Source organism: Streptomyces sp. SP18BB07, assembly GCF_036322545.1.
Taxonomy (GTDB): Bacteria; Actinomycetota; Actinomycetes; order Streptomycetales; family Streptomycetaceae; genus Streptomyces; species Streptomyces deccanensis.
In genome coordinates this window covers 31,178-50,899 of record NZ_JAQYWT010000250.1, presented here as the reverse complement: position 1 = coordinate 50,899, position 19,722 = coordinate 31,178, and the positions used below count along the sequence as shown (strand labels likewise).

The window sequence follows — 19,722 nt, the reverse complement described above, 5'->3', positions numbered from 1 at the left end:
GGTCGGCGGGGTGATGCCATGAGGTGGCGGGGCGGTGTCATGAGGTGATGTCCCGCCAGGCCCTCGGGATGGCCTCCGCCACGTCGTGGGCGCTGGTGGGGGCGCCGTCGGCGGCGTAGCGGCCTGCCAGGCCGTGGAGGTACGCCGCCGCGCTCGCCGCGTCCAGGGGGGAGAGGCCCGCTGCCAGGAGCGAGCCTGCCAGGCCCGAGAGAACGTCGCCGCTGCCGGCGGTGGCGAGCCAGGGGGTGCCGGTTGCGTTGACGCGGACCGGGGTCGCGGGGTCCGGGGTGGCGACGAGGGTGGTGGAGCCCTTGAGGAGGACCGTGGCGTCGTAGGCGCGGGCCAGGTCGCGTACGGCGGTGAGGCGGGCGGCCTCGACCTCCTCCCGGGAGATGCCCAGGAGGGCGGCCGCCTCTCCCGCGTGCGGGGTCATCAGGGTCGGGGCCTCGCGGGTGCGGACCGTGTCGCGGTCGGCGAGGCGGAGGCCGTCCGCGTCGAGGAGGACCGGGACGTCCGAAGCGAGGGCCTCGGCGACCGGGGTCGGGTCGTCGCCCGCGCCGGGGCCCGCGACCCAGGCCTGCACCCGGCCCGCCTTCTTCGGGCCCGTGTTCGAGACGAGGGTCTCCGGGTAGCGGGCGAGGACCGCTTCGGTGGCGGCGCCCACGTAGCGGACGGCGCCCGCGCCGCCGCGCAGGGCGCCCGCGACCGCGAGGACCGCCGCGCCCGGGTAGCGGGTCGAGCCTGCCGCGATGCCCACGACTCCTCGGCGGTACTTGTCGCTCTCGCCGGTGGGGCGGGGGAGGAGGGCGGCCACGTCCGCGTGCTGGAGGGACTCCAGGGCGGGGGTGGACGGGAGGGTCTCCGCGAGGCCGATGTCGATCAGGCGGACCGAACCGGCGTACTCGCGGGCCGGGTCGATGAGGAGGCCCGGTTTGTGGGTGCCGAAGGTGACGGTGAGGTCGGCGCGGACGGCTGCGCCGTGCACCTCGCCGGTGTCCGGCTCGATGCCGCTCGGGAGGTCCACGGCGACGACCGCGGCGGGGGAGTCGGCGAGGAGGGCGGCGAGGCGGGCGGCGTCGGGGCGGAGGCCGCCCTTGCCGCCGATGCCGACGATGCCGTCCAGGACGAGGTCGGCGCGGGCGAGGGCGGTGGGGGTGGTGGTGGCGTGGGGGGTGGTCGTGGTGCCGCCCGCCCGGCGGAGGGCCTTGAGGGCGGCCGGGTGGGTGCGGTCGGGGGAGAGCAGTACGGCGGTGACGCCCGCGCCTCGCCTTGCCAGGCGGGCGGCCGCGTACAGGGCGTCGCCGCCGTTGTCGCCGCTGCCGGTGAGGACGACGACGCGGCTGCCGTACACGCGGCCGAGGAGGTCGGCGCAGGCTGTGGCCAGGCCGGCGGCGGCGCGTTGCATCAGGGCGCCGTCGGGGAGGCGGGCCATGAGGGTGCGTTCGGCTGTGCGGACGGTTTGTACACGGTGGGCTGAGCGCATGGGACGAGTCTGCCTTGCCTTTGGGGGCGGTTGGGGGTGGGCCGGGGGTTCTTGGGTGCCCCTCTGTCGTCGCTGGCCGGGGGTGGGGTCCGCTGCTCGGCGGTTGCGAGGCGCCGCCTGCGCCCACCCTCCCCCACTCTTGGCTTCGCTCGAGCGGGAGGTGCCCCCATCGCCCCAGCGGCACGATTGCCCGCAGGGGGGTGGGGGCGGGGTGGGGTGGGGAAGGGGCAGGGGCGAAGCCCCTGCTTTTTTAGGGGCGCGGGGAACTGCGCGATCAGCCACGCACGGCCCGCAGCCGCCCGATGACGCGCACCCCCGAGCCATGAGGCGCCCTAGACCGCACCCCCGAGCTACGAGGCGCCGACACCGCCCTCACCCCTCCGCGATCACCACCGCCGAGGCCACCCCCGCGTCGTGGCTCAGGGAGATGTGCCAGGACTGGACGCCCAGTTCCGAGGCGCGGGACGCGACCGTGCCGGTGACGCGGAGGCGGGGTTGGCCGGAGGGTTCGACGTAGACCTCCGCGTCGGTCCAGCGCAGGCCGCTGGGCGCGCCGAGGGCCTTGGCCAGAGCCTCCTTCGCGGCGAAGCGGGCCGCGAGGGAGGCGATGCCCCGGCGTTCGCCGCTGGGGAGGAGGAGCTCGCTCGGGAGGAAGAGGCGGTCGGCCATGCTGGGCGTGCGCTCCAGCGAGGCACGGAAACGGTCGATCTCGGCGACGTCGATGCCGACTCCGATGATGGGCATGATCCGCACCCTAGCCCCAGCGGCGCGGGCCCCGGCCGCTCACTCCACCGTCACCGACTTCGCCAGGTTCCGCGGCTGGTCCACCTCGTTGCCCCGGGCCGTGGCCAGTTCGCAGGCGAAGACCTGGAGGGGGACCGTGGCGACCAGGGGCTGGAGCAGCGTCGGGGTCGCCGGGACGCGGATCAGGTGGTCGGCGTACGGGACCACCGTCTCGTCGCCCTCCTCCGCGATGACGATCGTGCGGGCACCCCGCGCGCGGATCTCCTGGATGTTGGAGACGATCTTGTCGTGGAGCAGGGAGCGGCCCGCCGGGGAGGGGACCACGACGACCACCGGGAGGTCCTCCTCGATCAGGGCGATCGGACCGTGCTTCAGCTCGCCCGCCGCGAAGCCCTCCGCGTGCATGTAGGCCAACTCCTTGAGCTTCAGGGCGCCTTCGAGGGCGACGGGATAGCCCACGTGCCGGCCCAGGAAGAGGACCGTGTTCTTGTCGGCCAGGGTGCGCGCCAACTCCCGTACCGGCTCCATCGTTTCGAGGACCCGCTCCACCTCGTGGGAGATACGGGACAGGTCGCGGATCACGGCCCGGATCTCGTCGCCCCACTTGGTGCCGCGTACCTGGCCGAGATACAGGGCGACCAGATAGCAGGCCACCAGCTGCGTCAGGAACGCCTTCGTCGAGGCGACCGCGACCTCCGGGCCCGCGTGGGTGTAGAGGACCGCGTCGGACTCGCGGGGGATCGTCGAGCCGTTGGTGTTGCAGATGGCGAGGACCCGGGCGCCCTGCTCGCGGGCGTGCCGCAGCGCCATCAGCGTGTCCATGGTCTCGCCGGACTGGGAGATGGCGATGACCAGGGTGCGCGGTCCGAGGATCGGGTCCCGGTAGCGGAACTCGCTGGCCAGCTCCACCTCGCAGGGGATGCGGGTCCAGTGCTCGATGGCGTACTTGGCGATGAGGCCCGCGTGGAACGCCGTACCGCACGCCACGATGACCACCTTGTCCAGCTCGCGCAGTTCCCGGTCGGGGATGCGGACCTCGTCCAGGGAGAGCGAGCCCGCCGCGTCGATCCGGCCGAGGAGCGTGTCGGCGACCGCCTTGGGCTGTTCGGCGATCTCCTTGAGCATGAAGTAGTCGTAGCCGCCCTTCTCCGCCGCCGACACGTCCCAGTCGACGTGGTACGGGCGGACGTCGGCGGGGCGGCCGTCGAAGGTGGTCACCGTCACGCCGTCGCGGCGCAGTTCGACGACCTGGTCCTGGCCCAGCTCGATCGCCGAGCGGGTGTGGGCGATGAACGCGGCGACGTCGGAGGCGAGGAAGGCCTCGCCCTCGCCGACGCCGACCACCAGGGGTGAGTTGCGGCGGGCGCCCACGACCACGTCCGGCGCGTCTGCGTGCACCGCGACCAGCGTGAACGCGCCCTCCAGGCGGCGGCACACCAGCCGCATCGCCTCCGCGAGGTCGTCGCAGGAGGAGAACTCCTCGGCGAGGAGGTGGGCGACGACCTCGGTGTCCGTCTCGGACGTCAGGGTGTGGCCCCGCTCGGCCAGTTCGGTGCGCAGCGCGGCGAAGTTCTCGATGATGCCGTTGTGGACGACGGCGACGCGGCCCGCGTTGTCGAGGTGCGGGTGGGCGTTGGTGTCCGTGGGGCCGCCGTGGGTGGCCCAGCGGGTGTGGCCGATGCCGGTCGAACCGGTCGGCAGGGGGCGGCCGACCAGCTCTTTCTCCAGGTTGACCAGTTTCCCGGCCTTCTTCGCGGCGGCGAGGCCCCCGTCGGCCGCCACCGCCACGCCGGCGGAGTCGTACCCGCGGTACTCCAGCCGCTTCAGTCCGGCGAGGACCACGTCGAGGGCGGACTGCGAGCCGATGTATCCCACGATTCCGCACATAGCAACCCCTGTGTCGTGCCGTTTGCGACCTGTCGTGTGTCGTGGGTGACTGTACGTGACAAGGGGGTGGCGGGTGAATGAGGCGGGTTCGGGGTGGGGGTTCTGAGCGTCGCGGGGTGCGGGTTCGTCGTGGCTGGTCGCGCCCACGCGGCGGAGCCGCAGAGTGATACAGCCCCGCGCCCCTACGGGGCGCTTCCGGTGGCTCTGCGACACTGGGGCTGACATGAGTGAGACAGCACCTGTGCCGCACGCGCCTCTTCGGGCCCGTGCGGAGATCGATCTGGACGCCCTGCGGGCCAATGTGCGGACGCTGCGCGCGTCGGCGCCGGGCGCCGAGCTGATGGCCGTCGTCAAGTCGGACGCCTACGGCCACGGGGCGGTCCGGTGTGCGCGCGCCGCGGTCGAGGCCGGGGCGACCTGGCTGGGGACGGCCACGCCCGAGGAGGCGTTGGCGCTGCGCGCGGCGGGGCTGCCGGGTCGGCTGATGTGCTGGCTCTGGGCGCCGGGCGGGCCCTGGCGCGAGGCGGTCGAGGCGGATCTCGACGTCGCGGTCAGCGGGTTGTGGGCACTGCGGGAGGTCACCGACGCGGCCCGGCAGGCGGGCCTGCGCGCCCGGGTGCAGCTCAAGGCCGACACCGGGCTCGGGCGCAACGGCTGCCAGCCCGAGGACTGGCCGGAATTGGTCGCCGAGGCGCTGCGGGCGGAGGCCGAGGGGCTCGTGAAAATCACCGGGCTCTGGTCGCACCTCGCGTGCGCCGACGAGCCGGGGCACCCCTCCATCGACGCCCAGCTCACCCGCTTCCGCGAGATGGTCGCGTTCGCCGAGGGCCGGGGCGTCCGCCCCGAGGTACGGCACATCGCCAACTCGCCCGCCACACTCACCCGGCCGGACGCGCACTTCGACCTCGTCCGGACGGGCATCGCCGTCTACGGCATCTCGCCCAGCCCGGAACTGGGCAGTTCGGCCGACCTCGGGCTGCGGCCGGTGATGCGGCTCAGCGCCTCGCTCGCGCTCGTCAAGCACGTCTCCGGGGGCCACGGCGTCAGCTACGGCCACCACTACGTCACGCCCGGCGCCACGACCCTCGGTCTGGTCCCCGTCGGCTACGCGGACGGCATCCCCCGGCACGCCTCCGGCAGCGGGCCCGTCCTGGTCGGCGGCAAGTGGCGCACGGTCGCGGGCCGGGTCGCCATGGACCAGTTCGTCGTCGACCTCGGCGGGGACGAACCCGCCGCCGGGGACGAGGTCGTGCTGTTCGGGTCCGGTGACGGCGGTGAACCGACCGCCGAGGACTGGGCGAAGGCGGCCGGGACCATCGCGTACGAGATCGTGACGCGCATCGGAACCCGCGTTCCACGCGTCTACGTCGACACGGGTGAGTGAGCGGGCGCGGACGACCGGGGCCCGTGAGGATGGGAATCCCGGGCACCTGAGCAGCAGCGAGCGCACGAGTAGGCGCACGAGTAAGTGAAAGACGAACGAGACGGGTAACTCCGTACAGGCGTGCGGAGCGACAGTGGTACCGGACAGGTCGGCGAAGAGGAGCGGGACGTGAGCGAGAGCAGCGCCGAGGCCGTGGAGGCCGTCGCGAGCGCGGCCGCCGCCACGGCCGCGTCCGGCGACGGGATCTGGCGCAGAGCCGGGGTCGCGGGGGCGGCGATAGGCGTCGTCGCGGCGGGCGCGGCGGCCGGTGTCGCCATAGAGCGGCTCACCGTCGGGCGCGGCATGCGCCGGAAGGCCCGCCTGGCGCTCGACTCCACCGGCCCGTACGGGGCGCTGCGCGGCGTCCCCGGCAAGGCGGTCGCCGACGACGGCACCGAGCTGTACTACGAGGTCGACGACGTCGAGCCCGAGGCGGGCCTGTCGCCCCGCAGACGCCGTCTCTTCGGCCGCAAGGCCCCGGCCCCCGTCACCGTAGTCTTCAGCCACGGCTACTGCCTCAACCAGGACTCCTGGCACTTCCAGCGGGCCGCGCTGCGCGGGGTCGTGCGGACCGTGCACTGGGACCAGCGCAGCCACGGCCGCTCCGAGCGCGGGGTGTCCGGGGTGCGCGACGGGCTGCCGGTCACCATCGACCAGCTGGGCCGCGACCTCAAGGCCGTCATCGACGCGGCGGTCCCCGAGGGGCCCATCGTGCTGGTCGGCCACTCCATGGGCGGCATGACCGTGATGGCGCTGGCCGCGCACTACCCGGAGCTGATCCGCGAGCGGGTCGTCGCCGTCGCGCTGGTCGGTACGTCGTCGGGGCGGCTCGGCGAGGTCAACTTCGGGCTGCCCGTCGCCGGCGTCAACGCGGTGCGGCGGGTGCTGCCGGGGGTGCTGAGGGCGCTCGGGCAGCAGGCCGCGCTGGTGGAGCGGGGGCGGCGGGCGACGGCCGATCTGTTCGCCGGGATCATCAAGCGGTACTCGTTCGCGTCGCGGGACGTCGACCCGGCGGTCGCGCGGTTCGCCGAACGGATGATCGAGGGCACGCCCATCGACGTCGTCGCCGAGTTCTATCCGGCGTTCACCGAGCACGACAAGACCGAGGCGCTGGTGGCCTTCGCCGAGCTGCCGGTGCTCGTGCTGGCCGGGGTCAAGGACCTCGTCACACCGAGCGAGCACAGCGAGGCGATCGCCGATCTGCTGCCGGACGCGGAGCTGGTGCTCGTGCCGGACGCGGGGCACCTGGTGATGCTGGAGCACCCCGAGGTGGTGACCGACCGGCTGGCCGACCTGCTCACCCGCGCGGGGGCCGTGCCGGCGGGGGCTACCGTAAGTGGTTATGGAAGCGCCAGCAGCACCGCACGGCCCGGGTGAGTCCGGGTCCTCCAGTTCCTTCGGGTCCTCCGGGTCTTCCGGGGCGCCTCTTCAGATCACCGTCCAGTCGCCCGAGCAGATGCTGGAGCTGGGCCGTCGCCTGGCCAAGCTCCTGCGCGCGGGTGATCTCGTGATGCTCAACGGGGAGTTGGGCGCCGGGAAGACGACGCTCACCAGAGGGCTCGGGGAGGGGCTCGGGGTGCGCGGGGCCGTCACCTCGCCGACCTTCGTCATCGCCCGGGTGCATCCGTCGCTCGGGGAGGGGCCGCCGCTCGTCCATGTCGACGCGTATCGCCTGGGCGGCGGGCTGGACGAGATGGAGGACCTCGATCTCGATGTCTCGCTGTCGGATTCGGTGATCGTCGTGGAGTGGGGCGAGGGCAAGGTCGAGGAGTTGACCGACGACCGGCTGAATGTCGTCATCCATCGGGCGGTCGGGGACACGACGGACGAGGTACGGCACGTGACGGTCACCGGTCTGGGCGAACGTTGGGCCTCCGTCGAACTGGGTGTGCTGTCGGCGTGACGCTGCGCCGATCGTTCCGACGAGCTGTCGGCAAAGTGTTGCGTCGGTCGTCCCCCGCGTGGTCACATGGTAACCAGTCCTTGGTTAGGTCTACCTAACTTGGTTCGCCGTGGCACCCAGGAGGCGTCCATGTCGACAGCGCAGCGTGAGCCGGTTCCGTCCGGGGTGGCCGGGGTGTCGATGCGGGATCTTCTGGCTGCTTGTGCGGCGGCGAAGGTGGTTTCCACGCCGCCGCCGGCTCCGCCCGTGGCTCCGCCGGTCAAGCGGGATGTGCGGCGGGGTGTGGGTGAACGGTGCCGCAAGGTCGCGTAGCCGTGGGGCGCGTTCGGAGGGGTGGTTGCGGTTGTGGCGCGGCTGCAGGTTCGGTGGGGGTTCTCGCGCAGTTCCCCGCGCCCCTGAAACTCGCCGGCGGCCAGCCAGCCGGCGATTAAGAGGGACCCCCTACTCCACCACGACCACCTTTGTGCCGATGCCCGCGAATTCCCACATCGCCTTGCCATCCTTGCGGGACTCTCGGATGCCGCCCGTCTTGGTGGTGGGGTCGGGGCGGGGGGTGGAGCCGTCGACGGCCGCGCTGAAGCCCACGGAGATGCCGTCGACCGAGGCGAAGCGGACGACGTGTTCGATCGGGGTGCCGTCGGAGCCGGTGACGGCGGCGGAGCGGGACGAGACGGTGTACGTGGCGGGGGTGGGGTCGACCGTGCTCGGGGTGACCTCGAACGTGCGGGTGACCTTCTCGTTGGCGCCGACCAGCCAGACGCGATCTTCGTCGAGGGAGTAGACGACCCGCTCGCCGGCGCCCGAGTCCTCGGGGAGCACCTCGTCCGTGTCCTTCTCACCCTTGCCGGGGGTCTTGGACTGCTTGGCCTTCGGGGACTCCGATGCGGACGGTTTCCCCAGGTCGTCCGGCGCTTTCGCCGACGCCTGGTAGGTGAGGAAACCGACTGCGGCGATGGCCGCCGCGGTGAGCCCGGCCACGAATCCCGAGCTGCTACTGGCCACCTTCTGCGCCCACCTCTCGTACCCACGTACGCCCTTGAAGTACGTCTGTGCTGTGACGGTAGCAGCAGGGGGAGCGTGCACCGGGTCGGCCGTGGCCCGGGCCGAAGCGCCGTAGGCTGTTTGCGTGCTCTTGCTCGCTCTGGATACCGCCACCCCCGCCGTCACCGTCGCGCTGCACGACGGGACGGACGTCGTCGCCGCGTCGAGTCAGGTGGACGCGCGACGCCACGGGGAACTGCTGCTGCCCGCCGTCGACCGGGTCCTCGCCGAGGCGGGCACCCGTCTGGGCGCCGTCACCGGCATCGTCGTGGGCATCGGTCCCGGCCCGTACACCGGGCTGCGCGTCGGCCTCATGACCGCCGACACCTTCGGCCTCGCCCTCGGGGTCCCCGTCCACGGCCTGTGCACCCTCGACGGGCTCGCGTACGCGGCCGGGGTCGAGGGGACGGTCGAGGGGCCGTTCGTGGTCGCCACCGACGCCCGGCGCAAGGAGGTGTACTGGGCGCGGTACGAGGACGCGCGGACGAGAGCGACCGAGCCGGCCGTCGACCGGCCCGCCGAGATCGCGGAGCTGGTGACCGGGCTTCCCGCCGTCGGGGCGGGCGCGCTGCTGTACCCCGACACCTTCAGCGACGCCCGCGCGCCCGAGCACGTCTCCGCCGCCTCCCTCGCGGCGCTGGCGGCGGAGCGGCTGGCCAAGGGTGAGGAGCTGGAGCCGCCCCGGCCGCTGTACCTGCGCCGGCCCGACGCCCAGGTCCCCAAGAACTACAAGGTGGTCACCCCCAAGTGACGACCCCGGTGCTGCGCGAGATGCGCTGGTGGGACATCGAGCCCGTCCTGGAGCTGGAGAAGGACCTCTTCCCCGAGGACGCCTGGTCCCGGGGCATGTTCTGGTCGGACCTCGCCCACGCGCGGGGCCCCAACGCCACCCGGCGCTACGTGGTGGCGGTGGCCCCGGACGAGGGCGCGGACGGTGGTGGTGAAGGGCGGATCATCGGCTACGGGGGCCTGGCCTCCGCCGGGGACACCGCCGACGTCCAGACCATCGCCGTCGCCCGGGAACACTGGGGCACCGGCCTCGGCGCGACGATCCTCACCGAGCTGCTGCGGGCCGCCACCGCCTTCGAGTGCGCCCAGGTGATGCTCGAATGCCGGGTCGACAACGTCCGCGCCCAGAAGCTCTACGAACGCTTCGGCTTCGAGGCGATCGGCTTCCGCCGCGGCTACTACCAGCCGGGGAACGTGGACGCGCTGGTCATGCGCCTCAACGACCCTTCCACATCCGTACAAGGAACCGAGATCAATGGCTAGGGATGGCAAGGTCAATGGCTGACGAACCGCTGGTCCTGGGGATCGAGACCTCCTGCGACGAGACCGGCGTCGGCATCGTGCGCGGGACGACCCTGCTGGCCGACGCGATCGCGTCGAGCGTCGATGAGCACGCCCGGTTCGGCGGCGTGGTGCCCGAGGTCGCCTCCCGCGCGCACCTGGAGGCGATGGTCCCGACCATCGACCGCGCGCTGAAGGAAGCGGGGGTGAGCGCGAAGGACCTCGACGGCATCGCCGTCACCGCAGGTCCCGGCCTCGCGGGCGCGCTCCTGGTGGGCGTCTCGGCCGCCAAGGCGTACGCGTACGCGCTGGGCAAGCCGCTCTACGGGGTGAACCACCTCGCCTCCCACATCTGCGTCGACCAGTTGGAACACGGGGCGCTGCCCGAGCCGACGATGGCGCTGCTGGTGTCGGGCGGCCACTCGTCGCTGCTGCTGTCGACGGACATCACGTCGGACGTCCGGCCGATGGGTGCGACGATCGACGACGCGGCGGGGGAGGCCTTCGACAAGATCGCTCGTGTGCTGAATCTCGGGTTCCCGGGCGGGCCGGTCATCGACCGGTACGCGAAGGAGGGGGACCCCGAGGCCATCGCCTTCCCACGCGGGCTGACCGGGCCCCGCGACCCCGCCTACGACTTCTCCTTCTCCGGACTGAAGACCGCCGTGGCCCGCTGGATCGAGGCCAAGCGGGCGGCCGGGGAGGACGTTCCGGTGCGCGACGTCGCCGCGTCCTTCCAGGAGGCCGTGGTGGACGTGCTGACGAGGAAGGCCGTGCGCGCCTGCCGGGACGAGGGGGTCGACCACCTGATGATCGGCGGCGGTGTCGCCGCCAACTCCCGCCTCCGGGTACTCGCCCAGGAACGCTGCGAGGCGGCCGGCATCCGACTCCGGGTGCCCCGGCCCAAGTTGTGCACGGACAACGGGGCGATGGTGGCCGCGCTGGGCGCGGAGATGGTCGCGCGGGGGCGCTCCGCTTCGGACTGGGATCTGTCGGCGGACTCTTCGTTGCCGGTGACGGATCCGCATGTGCCGGGGAGTGCGGTCGGGCATGCGCACGACCACGGGCACGATCACGTTCACGAGGTCAGCAAGGAGAACCTGTACTCGTGACCGTCGCGCTGATGTGGGAGGCACGGGCGGTGGCCGGGCGAGGGGACGAGCTCCTCGCCTGGGCGCGGGCCCAGGAGCTTCCCCTACGGCCGTTGCGGCGCGAGACGTTCCGGGCGCCGCAGGACCGGGTGCTCGTCATCACGTGGTGGGACGCGGAGTACGACGCGGAGCTGCCCGAACTGCCGGAGCCCGGCGGGGAGTTGGTCAGTCGGGCGGTGCACCGGTGGCGGTTCGAGTCGCTGGGGGCGTGAGGCCGCGTCGGTGCCGGCGTTCGCCGAGGCGGTCGAAGGCGTAGAAGAGGACGGGTAGGCAGGCCAGCGGGACGCCCAGGAGCATCAGATACGTGTGCGTCGGCCGGTCGGTGAAGAGCAGCCAGCCGTCGATGACGAACATGGCGGCCATGACCACGGCGCTCGCGATGGCCGTCCGCTGCGATGCCGTACGCCGTCGTGCGCCGCGTGCGATGCGTTCCTCCGCATCAGGCCGTGTGTCCATGGAGGTCAGCCCGAGTCGCAGGGCCGTGGCGCCCAGGTCGGCGATCTCCGCGATCGGGTCGGTCAGTTGGTACTCGTCGACGTGCAGGAGGCGGACTCGGGTTCCGTCGGTCGCGTAGAGGTATCCCGACCAGCGAGGGCTGCCCCACCTGTTGGCCTCGACCCGGATGCCGTAGATCTCCGACCAGGCCCAGCTGCGGGTGCGGAGCGCTCCGCGTACGGTGACGCCGTCGGCCGTGACGGACGTACGGGCCCTGAACTGCTCCAGCGCCACGCGGGTGGCGATGAGCAGCCAGGCCGTCACGGCCAGCGCGTCCCCGCTCGACGGGCCCAGCGTCATCATCGAGTTCGCCGACATGGCGATGATCAGCGCCGCCGCGGCCATGGTGACGAGGAGGGCGGGGTGTATGCCTCTCCGTCTTCGGTACTCCCGGTCGATTTCGTTGCTCATCGGGTCGTTATAGCCCCTCGCCGTGAACGCCGGGTAAGAGGGGCGCCGCGTGTACTGAGGGGGGAGTACGCGGCCGTTCGATGGACAGTACCGTGAGCGGGCCGTCACTCTGGGTTGATGGTGCACGGTGTGGAGTGGGCTGCGCAGGGGCCGGGTGGTGAGCCCGAGTCGTCGGACAGCATGCGGGCGTTCGGGGCGGTGGTCCAGGCGCTGCGGGAGCATGCGGGGTTGAGCCGGGAGGAGTTCGGGGCGCGGGTCCATTTGTCCAAACACTCGGTGGCTTCGATCGAGTTGGGGCGACGGCTGGCGGATCAGCGGTTCGTGGAACTGGCGGAGGGGGCCACGGGCAACACGGGGGCGGTGCGGGGTGCGTTTCGGCATATGGCTCGACAGCCGGGGTTGGCGGCGTGGTTCAGGACGTGGGCGCGGCTTGAGCGAGAGGCGGTGAGCCTCGACACCTACGAATGCCGCATCCTGCCGGGGCTGTTGCAGTCGGAGGGGTACGTCCGGGCTGCGTTCGCCAACAACATCCCGTTGGTCGGGGAAGACGTGATGGAAACGCAGGTCCAGGCCCGATTGGAGCGGCAGCAGCTTCTGCGAGAGCGCCCCAACGTGTCGTTCAACTTCATCATCGACGAGGCCGTGTTGCGGAGCCGCCTCGGTGGTCCGGAAGTCATGAAGGGCGCGCTGGACCACGTTCTCACCTGGGCGGGCGCCCGCAACGTGCATGTGCAGATCATGCCGATGGCTTTCGAGGCACACGCCTGTCTCGCTGGCCCGCTCCGGCTGCTGGAGACGGGGGACGGGAGGCGGTACGCGTACACCGAAGGGCAACAGCACAGCCAGCTGATCGTGGACGTAAAAGAGGTCGTTACCCTTGGCCAGCGGTATGCGACACTGCGTTCGCAGGCCCTGCCGCCCGGGGACTCCATGGACCTGCTGAGGAGCATCCGAGGAGCGCTATGAGCAACGATCTCACCTGGTTCAAGAGCAGCTATAGCAGCCCGCAGGCCGACGACTGTGTCGAAGTCGCCCCCACCCCCACCACCATCCACATCCGCGACTCCAAAGACATCACCCGCCCCCACCTCGGCCTCGGCCCCGCCGCCTGGGCCGCGTTCGTCGCGCACGCGGCCCAGGCGGACTGAACCTCAGCTCTCCACGGCCCTGACCTCCGTCTCGCAGTGCAGGCGGCGGTCTGGGCCCACCTCGCGTACCGGGCCGTCCAGCGTCAGCGTCACCCGGTGGCGGATGTCCGCGCTCGACGCGCCCAACCTCAGTTCCAGGGCGCCCGGTTCGACCACACGTCGCCCCGCCCGGTCCGTGAACGACGAGACGTCGGGGTGGAAGCGGAACCGCACGCGGGCGGCGCCCCCGGGCGCCAACTCCAGCCGCTGGTAGGCGATCAGGCGGGTGTCGGGGCGGGTCACCGAGGCCACCGGGTCGTGCAGGTAGAGCTGGACGACCTCCGCGCCCGCCCGGTCACCCGTGTTGCGGACCGTTACCGACACGTCGTGCCCCTCATCCCCCGCACCCTCGTCCGCGAAGTCCGTCCAGGCGAACGTCGTGTACGCGCGGCCGTGCCCGAAGGGATACAGCGGCGTCGGGTCGAGGTTGCTCGCCCCGCCGACCAGGCCGAGCGGCGGCTGGAGGTACGTCCACGGCTGGCCCCCGGGGCGGTTCGGGACGCTCACCGGGAGGCGGCCGGAGGGGGAGACACGGCCCGACAGCACGCCCGCGACCGCCGGACCGCCCTCCTCCCCGGGGAAGAACGCCTGGACCACGCCCGCCAGCCGCCCGTGCCAGCGGCCCAGCGCGTACGGGCGCCCGGTGAGCAGGAGCGCCACCACCGGCGTACCCGTGGCGATCAGCGTGTCCAGCAACTCCGCCTGGACTCCCGGCAACCGGAGGTCCTCCGCGTCGCAGCCCTCGCCCGACGTGCCCCGGCCGAAGAGGCCCGCCCGGTCGCCGAGGACCGCCACGCAGACGTCCGCCTCCGAGGCCCGCGCGACCGCCTCGGGGAAGCCGCCGGTGTCGTCGCCGTCGACGTCGCTGCCCGCCGCGTACGTGATCTTCGCGTCGGGGAGTTCGGTGCGCAGGGCGTCCAGGACCGTGGGGATCTCGATGCCCAGGGGGGTGCCGGGGTGGGCGGGGAGGACGTGGGAGGGGAAGGAGTAGCAGCCGAGCATGGCCAGGGGGTCGTCGGCGCGGGGGCCCACGACCGCGATGCGGATGTCCGGCGCCAACGGCAGGACCGCGTCCGGATTGTCCAGGAGCACCACCGACTCCTCGGCCAGGCGGCGGGCCAGGGCGCGGTTCGCCGTCGAGTCCAGGTCGATCCGGTCGGTGGTGGCCGGCTCAGGGGCCCAGTCCTCGTCCAGCAGGCCCAGCTCGCACTTCTGGAGCAGGACCCGGTGGGCGGCGCGGTCGACCAGGGACTCGGGGATCTCGCCCGCGCGGACCGCCTCCACGAGCGGCTCGCCGTAGCAGCGCAGGGTGGGCAGCTCGACGTCGATGCCGGCGGCGAGGGCCGCGTGGGCCGCCTCCGCGCGGTTTCCGGCCACGCGGTGGTTGGTCTCCAGGAAGCCGACGCCGAAGTAGTCGGAGACGACCGTGCCGGTGAAACCCCAGGCGTCGCGCAGGAGTTCGGTCAGCAGTCCCGGGTCCGCCGAGACGGGAACACCGTCCGTCTCCGTGTACGCCGCCATCACCGAGCGGGCGCCGCCCTCGCGCAGGGCCATCTCGAAGGGCGGCAGGGTCACGTCCGCGAACTCCCGCACCCCGGCCCGTACGGGCGCGTGGTTGCGGGCGCCGACGGACGCCGCGTATCCGGCGAAGTGCTTCAGCGTGGCCACGATCCCGGCCGACTCCAGGCCGCGCACGTACGCCGTGCCGATGGTGCCCACCAGATACGGGTCCTCGCCGATCGTCTCCTCGACCCGTCCCCAGCGCGGGTCCCGGACCACGTCCAGGACGGGCGACAGGCCCTGGTGGATGCCGACGGAGGCCAGGTCGCGGCCGATGTGCCGGGCCATCTCCTCCACGAGCGGGGGATCGAAGGTCGCGCCCCAGGCGAGGGGGACCGGGTAGGCGGTGGCGCGCCAGGCCGTGAAGCCGGCCAGGCACTCCTCGTGCGCGACGGCCGGGATGCCGAAGCGGTTCGCGGCCATGATGCGGCGCTGGGCGCGGGCCAGTGCTCGCGCGCCCAGCGCCGGGTCGACGGGGGCCGTGCCGAAGGTGCGGGTGAGCTGGCCGAGGCCCCGGGTGATCAGCTCGTCGAAGTCGAAGGCCTCCCGCATCTCCTCCTCGTCGGGGGCGATGTCCTCGCCGTTCGAGTCGGCCTTCACCCACACGCCGTACAGCTGGGCGGTCTTCTCCTCCAGGGTCATCCGGGAGAGCAGATCCTCGACCCGCTCGGCGGCGGGCAGGGCGCGGTCACGCCAAGGGGTGGTCATGAAACTCCTGTCAGGGGTCGGTGAGTTTCAGAAGCCGTGCGGGCTCGAAGCGCTGACGTCACTTGCCGCCCACACCCATCAACCCGCCCACCAGCGCCCGTCGCGCCACCAGGTAGACGGCGAAGATCGGGATGCCGGAGAGGACGACCGAGGCGAGCACGGCGGGGATGTTGACGCCGAACTGGCTGACGTAGTTGAACAGTCCGAGCGTGAGGACCCGGGGGCCGTCGGACTGGGTGAAGATCAGCGGGAAGAGGAAGCCGTTCCACGCCTGGAGCGCCGAGAAGATGACGACCGTGCTGATGCCGCCCTTGGCGAGCGGGATCGTCAGCTGGAAGAGCATCCGGAGCGGGGACGCCCCGTCCAGGGCCATCGCCTCGTACAGGTCCTCGGAGACGTCCCGGAGGGTGCCCACCAGGACCAGGACCGAGACCGGCATCGCGAAGGCCGCCGTCGGGAGGATGACGGCCAGGAGGGTGTCGTAGAGGTCGAGTTTGGCGATCAACAAATACAACGGGACGACCACTGCCTGGGCCGGGATCGCCACGCCCAGCAGGAAGAGGCGGAAGGCCGCGTTCGACCAGCGGTCGCGGGTGCGGACGGCCGCGTACGCGAGCGGGATGGACAGGGCCAGGACGATGCCCACGACCGACACCGCGACGATCGCCGTGTTGCTCAGGAGATGACCGAAGCCGCTGGTCAGGACGGTGTTGTAGTTGTCGAGGGTCGGGTCCGTGGGAGGCTTGAGGGGGTTGCCCGTCAATGCCTTGTCCGCCCCCGTGAGGGACGCCGACAGCATCGCGTAGATCGGGATCAGGACGATGACCAGCCAGACGAAGGCGCCCAGGCCCGCCACCGGGTTGGCGCGCCGCGTCCAGTGCCTGCGGCGGCGAGGGGCCTGCGTCACCGGGTCCCCGTTCGGCTGCCGGGTCCTCGTGGGGCGCGCCAGTGTGTCGTGTGACATTTTGTGCCGTCACATCCCTTCGCGGGTGCTGCGCATGGCGCCGAAGCCCGTCAGCCGGACCAGGACCAGGGAGAGGCCCGTCGCGGCGATGACCAGGAAGGACGCGATGGCGCTGGCGTAGCCGAAGTCGTACGTCTTGAAGCCCGCCTCGTACATCAGGTACGGCAGGATCGCGGTGTCCGTGCCGGGGCCGCCCTTGGTGAGGATCAGCACCGTCTCGAAGTACGTCAGGGAGCCGACGACCATCAGGACCGTGGACGTGGTGATCGTGTGGCGCAGCTGCGGGAGCGTGATCGAGAAGAACTGGCGGTAGCGGCCGGCGCCGTCGATGGCCGCCGCCTGGTAGAGGACCTCGGGGATCTGGCGGGCCCCGCCCTGGTAGATCAGGGTGTGGAAGGGGATGAACTGCCAGCCGCCGACGAAGACGATCGCGAGGAACGCGCCGCCCTGCGAGCCGAGGGTGTCCCTCTGGATGATGCCGAAGTTCGGGTCGAGCAGGGCGTAGAACAGGATCGCGATGGCGGTGGAGGAGAGCAGGAACGGGACGAAGAAGACCGCGGAGAGGATCGCCCGGTTGCGCTGCCGGCCCGCCGCCCAGACACCGAGGAGCAGGGCGACGACCGTCTGGAAGACCCAGCTGGCGACGGTGAGGACGACTGTCAGCCACAGGGACTGTGTCATCCGGGGGTCGTCAAGGAGCTTCTTCCAGTTGTCGAGGCCCACGGGCCGGGGGTCGCCGAGGCCGTCCCAGCTGGTGAAGGAGAGGTAGAGGGCCAGCGCCATCGGGACGACGGCGAAGAAGGTGAAGAAGAGGACGCCGGGCAGGGCCCAGGCGGCGTGCGGGCGGCCGGTGCGGCTCGTACGCCGGCCCGCCCGGTGCGCCTGCCCCGTCCGTGGCGCCGGGGTCTTCTCGACCGTGACGGTCACTTCAGCTCCTTGCAGGCCGTCACGAACTCGCTCGGCGAGGACTGGCCCGCGAACAGCTTGCCTATCTCCGTGTGCATCTTGGTGCCGAGGCCGTCGCCGAGCGCCTGGTCCCAGGAGAGCGTGAAGGCCGGGGCCTTCTGCACCATGTCGTACTGGAACTTCGCGTACTCGGGGTTGGGGGAGGAGGCGAGCAGCTCGGCCGCGTTGGAGGTGGTCGGCACGTCGCCGTTGTCGATGAGCGCCTGCGCGTACTCCTTCGACGCGCAGTCCTTGAGGAAGCCGACGGCGAGGTCCTTGTTCTTCGTACGGGCGTTGATCGACCAGTAGTTGGTGGGGTTGCCGACGACGTTGCGGACGTCACCGGTGCCGCCCTCGACGGTCGGGAAGGCGGCCCAGCCCAGGTTGCTCTTGGCGAAGTCCGGGAACTTGCCGAGCTGTGTGGAGTACTCCCACGAGCCCATCAGGTGCATGGCCGCCTTGCCGCGCGCGAAGACCGCGGGGGCGCCGCCGTTGACGTACGACACCGAGGTGAACTTGGAGCCGAAGGCGCCGTCGTCGATCAGCTCCTTGACCAGTTCGGCGGCCTTGAGGACGGCCGGGTCGCCCCAGCCCTCGGCGTCGCCCTCCTGGATGCGCTTGAAGACCTCGGGGCCGCCGATCCGGTCGACCAGGTACTCCAGCCACATCAGCTCGGGCCAGACGTCGGAGCCGCCGAGCGCGAAGGGGGTGATCTTTGCCTTCTTCAACTTGGCGTTGATGTCGAGCAGTTGGTCCCAGGTGGTGGGTGGCTGGAGCTTGTGCTCGGCGAAGACGGACTTGTTGTAGAAGAGGATCACCGGCTGCATGCCGCGCATCGGGATGCCGTAGTGGCGGCCCCCCAGGTCGCCGGCCGCGAGGACCGAGGGCAGGAAGCCGGACTTGAGGACCGGGTCGCCCTCGATGATGTCGGTGAGGTCGACGAGCTTGTCCGCCTCCTCGTACGGCTTGATGGAGCCGCCGCCCCAGTTGAAGAAGATGTCCGGCGCGCTCGGGGAGCCCATGGCCGTGCGGAGCTTGGGGGAGTAGTCGGAGCCGGGGACCTTCTGGAGCTTGATGGTGCCGCCGGCCTTCTTCGCCGCGGCCGACTTGTTGAACCGGTCGACGCCCGCCTGCTGGACCTTCACCGCGTCGTCGCCGTACACGAACGCGGTGAGCGTCTTGCCGTCACCGCCGCCCGAGCCGCCGCCGGAGCCGCAGGCGGTGAGACCGGCCCCGAGGCCGGCGGTGAGCAACGAGGCGGACCCCGCGCCGAGGAACCAGCGCCTGCTGAACGAACGGCCGCCTGCGCCGCCGGTGACCTGGCCTCTACTCGACTCCATGGGAGCACCCTTCGCGAATGTTTCGGGTGTTACTTCGAATGTTCCGGGAACGTATGGCGGTCGAAAGGGTTCGTCAAGGGGTCGCGCAGGGATACGATCCCGCACATGAAGCCCGCGAAGCCCGAGGAAATCCAGACAAGAGCACGCGCGTCGCACTCCACGCAGACCGCGACGCTCGCCGAGATCGCCCGCCAGGCCGGCGTCTCGGCTCCGACTGTTTCGAAGGTGCTCAACGGCCGCGCGGACGTCGCGCCCGCGACCCGCACCCGTGTCGAGGACCTGCTGCGCGAGTACGGCTACCGCCGCCGACGCGCCGAGGCGACCCGGTCCCCCCTCATCGACCTGGTCTTCCACGAGCTGGAGAGCGCCTGGGCCATGGAGGTCATCCGGGGCGTGGAGAACATCGCGCGCGAGGAGGGCCTGAGCGTCGTCCTCTCCGAGAGCGCGGGGCGGCTCACCCCCGGCCGCACCTGGGCCGACCAGGTCGCCGCCCGCCGCCCGCACGGGGTCGTGCTGGTCCTGTCGGGGCTGGACGAATCCCAGCGTGCCCTGCTCACCAGCCGTTCCATCCCGTTCGTGGTGATGGACCCGGCGGGCGACCCGGGCGACGACGTGCCCTCGATCGGCGCCACCAACTGGCAGGGTGGCCTGGCCGCCACCCGTCATCTGGTCGAACTCGGCCACCGGCGCATCGGCGCCATCAGCGGACCCTCGCGGATGATGTGCAGCCGCGCCCGGGTCGACGGCTACCGGGCCGCCCTGGAGACCGCCGGGCTGCCGGTCGCCGCCGACCTGATCAAGGCCGGGGACTTCCACCACGAGACCGGCTACCGGCTGGGGCTGGAACTGCTGCGCCGCCCCGACCGCCCGACCGCCGTCTTCGCCGGCAACGACCTCCAGGCCCTCGGCCTCTACGAGGCGGCCCGCGAACTGGGCCTGCGCATCCCGGAGGACCTCAGCGTCGTCGGCTTCGACGACCTGCCGGTGGCCCGCTGGGTGGGGCCCCCGCTGACGACCGTGCGCCAGCCCCTGATGGAGATGGCCGAGGCGGCGGCCCGCCTGGTGCTGGACCTGGGGCGCCAGGACGGGGCTCCCTCGGCGGCGACGAGGGTGGAACTGGCGACGAGCCTGGTGGTGCGCAGCAGCACGGGGGTGCCGCCGCTCGTGCCGTGAAGGGCCGGCGGAGCCGC

The 19,722-nt window shown here is 71.9% G+C and carries 19 protein-coding genes; 10 read left to right on the top strand and 9 right to left on the bottom strand.

Annotation, left to right across the window (positions count from 1 at the left end; all coding sequences use genetic code 11):
- Positions 1 to 37: 37 nt before the first annotated feature.
- The 3 genes from PUR53_RS09925 to glmS form a co-directional block, all read right to left on the bottom strand.
- Positions 38 to 1,483, bottom strand: coding sequence for an NAD(P)H-hydrate dehydratase (locus tag PUR53_RS09925; RefSeq protein ID WP_329908031.1), 1,446 nt, complete (start codon positions 1,481 to 1,483; stop codon positions 38 to 40).
- A gap of 372 nt (positions 1,484 to 1,855) precedes the next feature.
- A complete protein-coding gene (locus PUR53_RS09920; protein WP_033528399.1) occupies positions 1,856 to 2,227 on the bottom strand; it encodes a holo-ACP synthase in 372 nt (123 codons plus the stop codon).
- Between the two features lie 39 nt (positions 2,228 to 2,266).
- Positions 2,267 to 4,114, bottom strand: a complete 1,848-nt coding sequence (glmS, locus tag PUR53_RS09915) for a glutamine--fructose-6-phosphate transaminase (isomerizing) (protein WP_329898571.1) — start codon at positions 4,112 to 4,114, stop codon at positions 2,267 to 2,269.
- Between the two features lie 223 nt (positions 4,115 to 4,337).
- On the opposite strand from glmS, the gene alr reads away from it, so the two are divergent.
- The 3 genes from alr to tsaE all read left to right on the top strand — a co-directional run bounded on the left by alr (position 4,338) and on the right by tsaE (position 7,440).
- Positions 4,338 to 5,498 carry an alanine racemase gene (gene alr / locus PUR53_RS09910; protein ID WP_329898572.1) on the top strand — a complete coding sequence of 387 codons (1,161 nt, stop codon included), beginning with the start codon at positions 4,338 to 4,340 and terminating at the stop codon, positions 5,496 to 5,498.
- Between the two features lie 168 nt (positions 5,499 to 5,666).
- A complete protein-coding gene (locus PUR53_RS09905) occupies positions 5,667 to 6,914 on the top strand; it encodes an alpha/beta fold hydrolase (protein ID WP_329898573.1) in 1,248 nt (415 codons plus the stop codon).
- Entirely contained in the window at positions 6,880 to 7,440 is a 561-nt protein-coding gene (gene tsaE / locus PUR53_RS09900; protein ID WP_329898574.1) for a tRNA (adenosine(37)-N6)-threonylcarbamoyltransferase complex ATPase subunit type 1 TsaE, read from the top strand. The genes PUR53_RS09905 and tsaE overlap by 35 nt, the downstream gene beginning before the upstream one ends.
- Positions 7,441 to 7,881: 441 nt before the next feature.
- Here the strand turns inward: tsaE and PUR53_RS09895 are convergent, their stop codons facing one another.
- Positions 7,882 to 8,442 carry a L,D-transpeptidase gene (locus PUR53_RS09895; RefSeq protein WP_329908030.1) on the bottom strand — a complete coding sequence of 187 codons (561 nt, stop codon included), beginning with the start codon at positions 8,440 to 8,442 and terminating at the stop codon, positions 7,882 to 7,884.
- Positions 8,443 to 8,566: 124 nt separating this feature from the next.
- On the opposite strand from PUR53_RS09895, the gene tsaB reads away from it, so the two are divergent.
- From tsaB to PUR53_RS09875, 4 genes are read left to right on the top strand one after another with little or no spacing between them, the layout of a single operon-like run.
- Positions 8,567 to 9,232: a tRNA (adenosine(37)-N6)-threonylcarbamoyltransferase complex dimerization subunit type 1 TsaB gene (gene tsaB / locus PUR53_RS09890; protein WP_329908028.1), complete on the top strand. Its 666-nt coding sequence runs from the start codon at positions 8,567 to 8,569 to the stop codon at positions 9,230 to 9,232.
- A complete protein-coding gene (gene rimI, locus PUR53_RS09885; protein ID WP_329908026.1) occupies positions 9,229 to 9,753 on the top strand; it encodes a ribosomal protein S18-alanine N-acetyltransferase in 525 nt (174 codons plus the stop codon). The genes tsaB and rimI overlap by 4 nt, the downstream gene beginning before the upstream one ends.
- Positions 9,754 to 9,767: 14 nt before the next feature.
- On the top strand, positions 9,768 to 10,883 hold the full coding sequence (gene tsaD / locus PUR53_RS09880; protein WP_443078183.1) for a tRNA (adenosine(37)-N6)-threonylcarbamoyltransferase complex transferase subunit TsaD: 1,116 nt from the start codon (positions 9,768 to 9,770) through the stop codon (positions 10,881 to 10,883).
- Positions 10,880 to 11,134 carry a hypothetical protein gene (locus PUR53_RS09875; RefSeq protein ID WP_329898578.1) on the top strand — a complete coding sequence of 85 codons (255 nt, stop codon included), beginning with the start codon at positions 10,880 to 10,882 and terminating at the stop codon, positions 11,132 to 11,134. Before tsaD ends, PUR53_RS09875 begins: the two co-directional genes overlap by 4 nt.
- Here PUR53_RS09875 and PUR53_RS09870 read toward each other — a convergent pair.
- Positions 11,088 to 11,828 carry a PH domain-containing protein gene (locus tag PUR53_RS09870; RefSeq protein WP_329908024.1) on the bottom strand — a complete coding sequence of 247 codons (741 nt, stop codon included), beginning with the start codon at positions 11,826 to 11,828 and terminating at the stop codon, positions 11,088 to 11,090. The genes PUR53_RS09875 and PUR53_RS09870 overlap by 47 nt on opposite strands.
- A gap of 117 nt (positions 11,829 to 11,945) precedes the next feature.
- Here PUR53_RS09870 and PUR53_RS09865 point away from each other — a divergent pair, with 117 nt between their 5' ends.
- Positions 11,946 to 12,794 carry a helix-turn-helix domain-containing protein gene (locus PUR53_RS09865; protein ID WP_329898580.1) on the top strand — a complete coding sequence of 283 codons (849 nt, stop codon included), beginning with the start codon at positions 11,946 to 11,948 and terminating at the stop codon, positions 12,792 to 12,794.
- Positions 12,791 to 12,976, top strand: a complete 186-nt coding sequence (locus PUR53_RS09860) for a DUF397 domain-containing protein (protein ID WP_329908022.1) — start codon at positions 12,791 to 12,793, stop codon at positions 12,974 to 12,976. The genes PUR53_RS09865 and PUR53_RS09860 overlap by 4 nt, the downstream gene beginning before the upstream one ends.
- Before the next feature lie 3 nt (positions 12,977 to 12,979).
- Here PUR53_RS09860 and PUR53_RS09855 read toward each other — a convergent pair whose 3' ends face one another.
- From PUR53_RS09855 to PUR53_RS09840, 4 genes are read right to left on the bottom strand one after another with little or no spacing between them, the layout of a single operon-like run.
- Complete coding sequence (locus PUR53_RS09855; RefSeq protein WP_329908021.1) at positions 12,980 to 15,283, bottom strand: glycoside hydrolase family 3 N-terminal domain-containing protein; 2,304 nt, start codon at positions 15,281 to 15,283, stop codon at positions 12,980 to 12,982.
- Between the two features lie 58 nt (positions 15,284 to 15,341).
- The gene (locus tag PUR53_RS09850; protein WP_329898583.1) at positions 15,342 to 16,247 is read right to left on the bottom strand and encodes a carbohydrate ABC transporter permease; all 906 of its coding nucleotides are present in this window, start codon (positions 16,245 to 16,247) and stop codon (positions 15,342 to 15,344) included.
- Between the two features lie 9 nt (positions 16,248 to 16,256).
- Positions 16,257 to 17,174 carry a carbohydrate ABC transporter permease gene (locus PUR53_RS09845; protein WP_329908020.1) on the bottom strand — a complete coding sequence of 306 codons (918 nt, stop codon included), beginning with the start codon at positions 17,172 to 17,174 and terminating at the stop codon, positions 16,257 to 16,259.
- Entirely contained in the window at positions 17,171 to 18,532 is a 1,362-nt protein-coding gene (locus tag PUR53_RS09840) for an ABC transporter substrate-binding protein (protein WP_329908018.1), read from the bottom strand. The genes PUR53_RS09845 and PUR53_RS09840 overlap by 4 nt, the downstream gene beginning before the upstream one ends.
- Before the next feature lie 105 nt (positions 18,533 to 18,637).
- Here PUR53_RS09840 and PUR53_RS09835 point away from each other — a divergent pair, with 105 nt between their 5' ends.
- Complete coding sequence (locus PUR53_RS09835) at positions 18,638 to 19,705, top strand: LacI family DNA-binding transcriptional regulator (RefSeq protein WP_329898586.1); 1,068 nt, start codon at positions 18,638 to 18,640, stop codon at positions 19,703 to 19,705.
- Positions 19,706 to 19,722 lie beyond the last annotated feature (17 nt).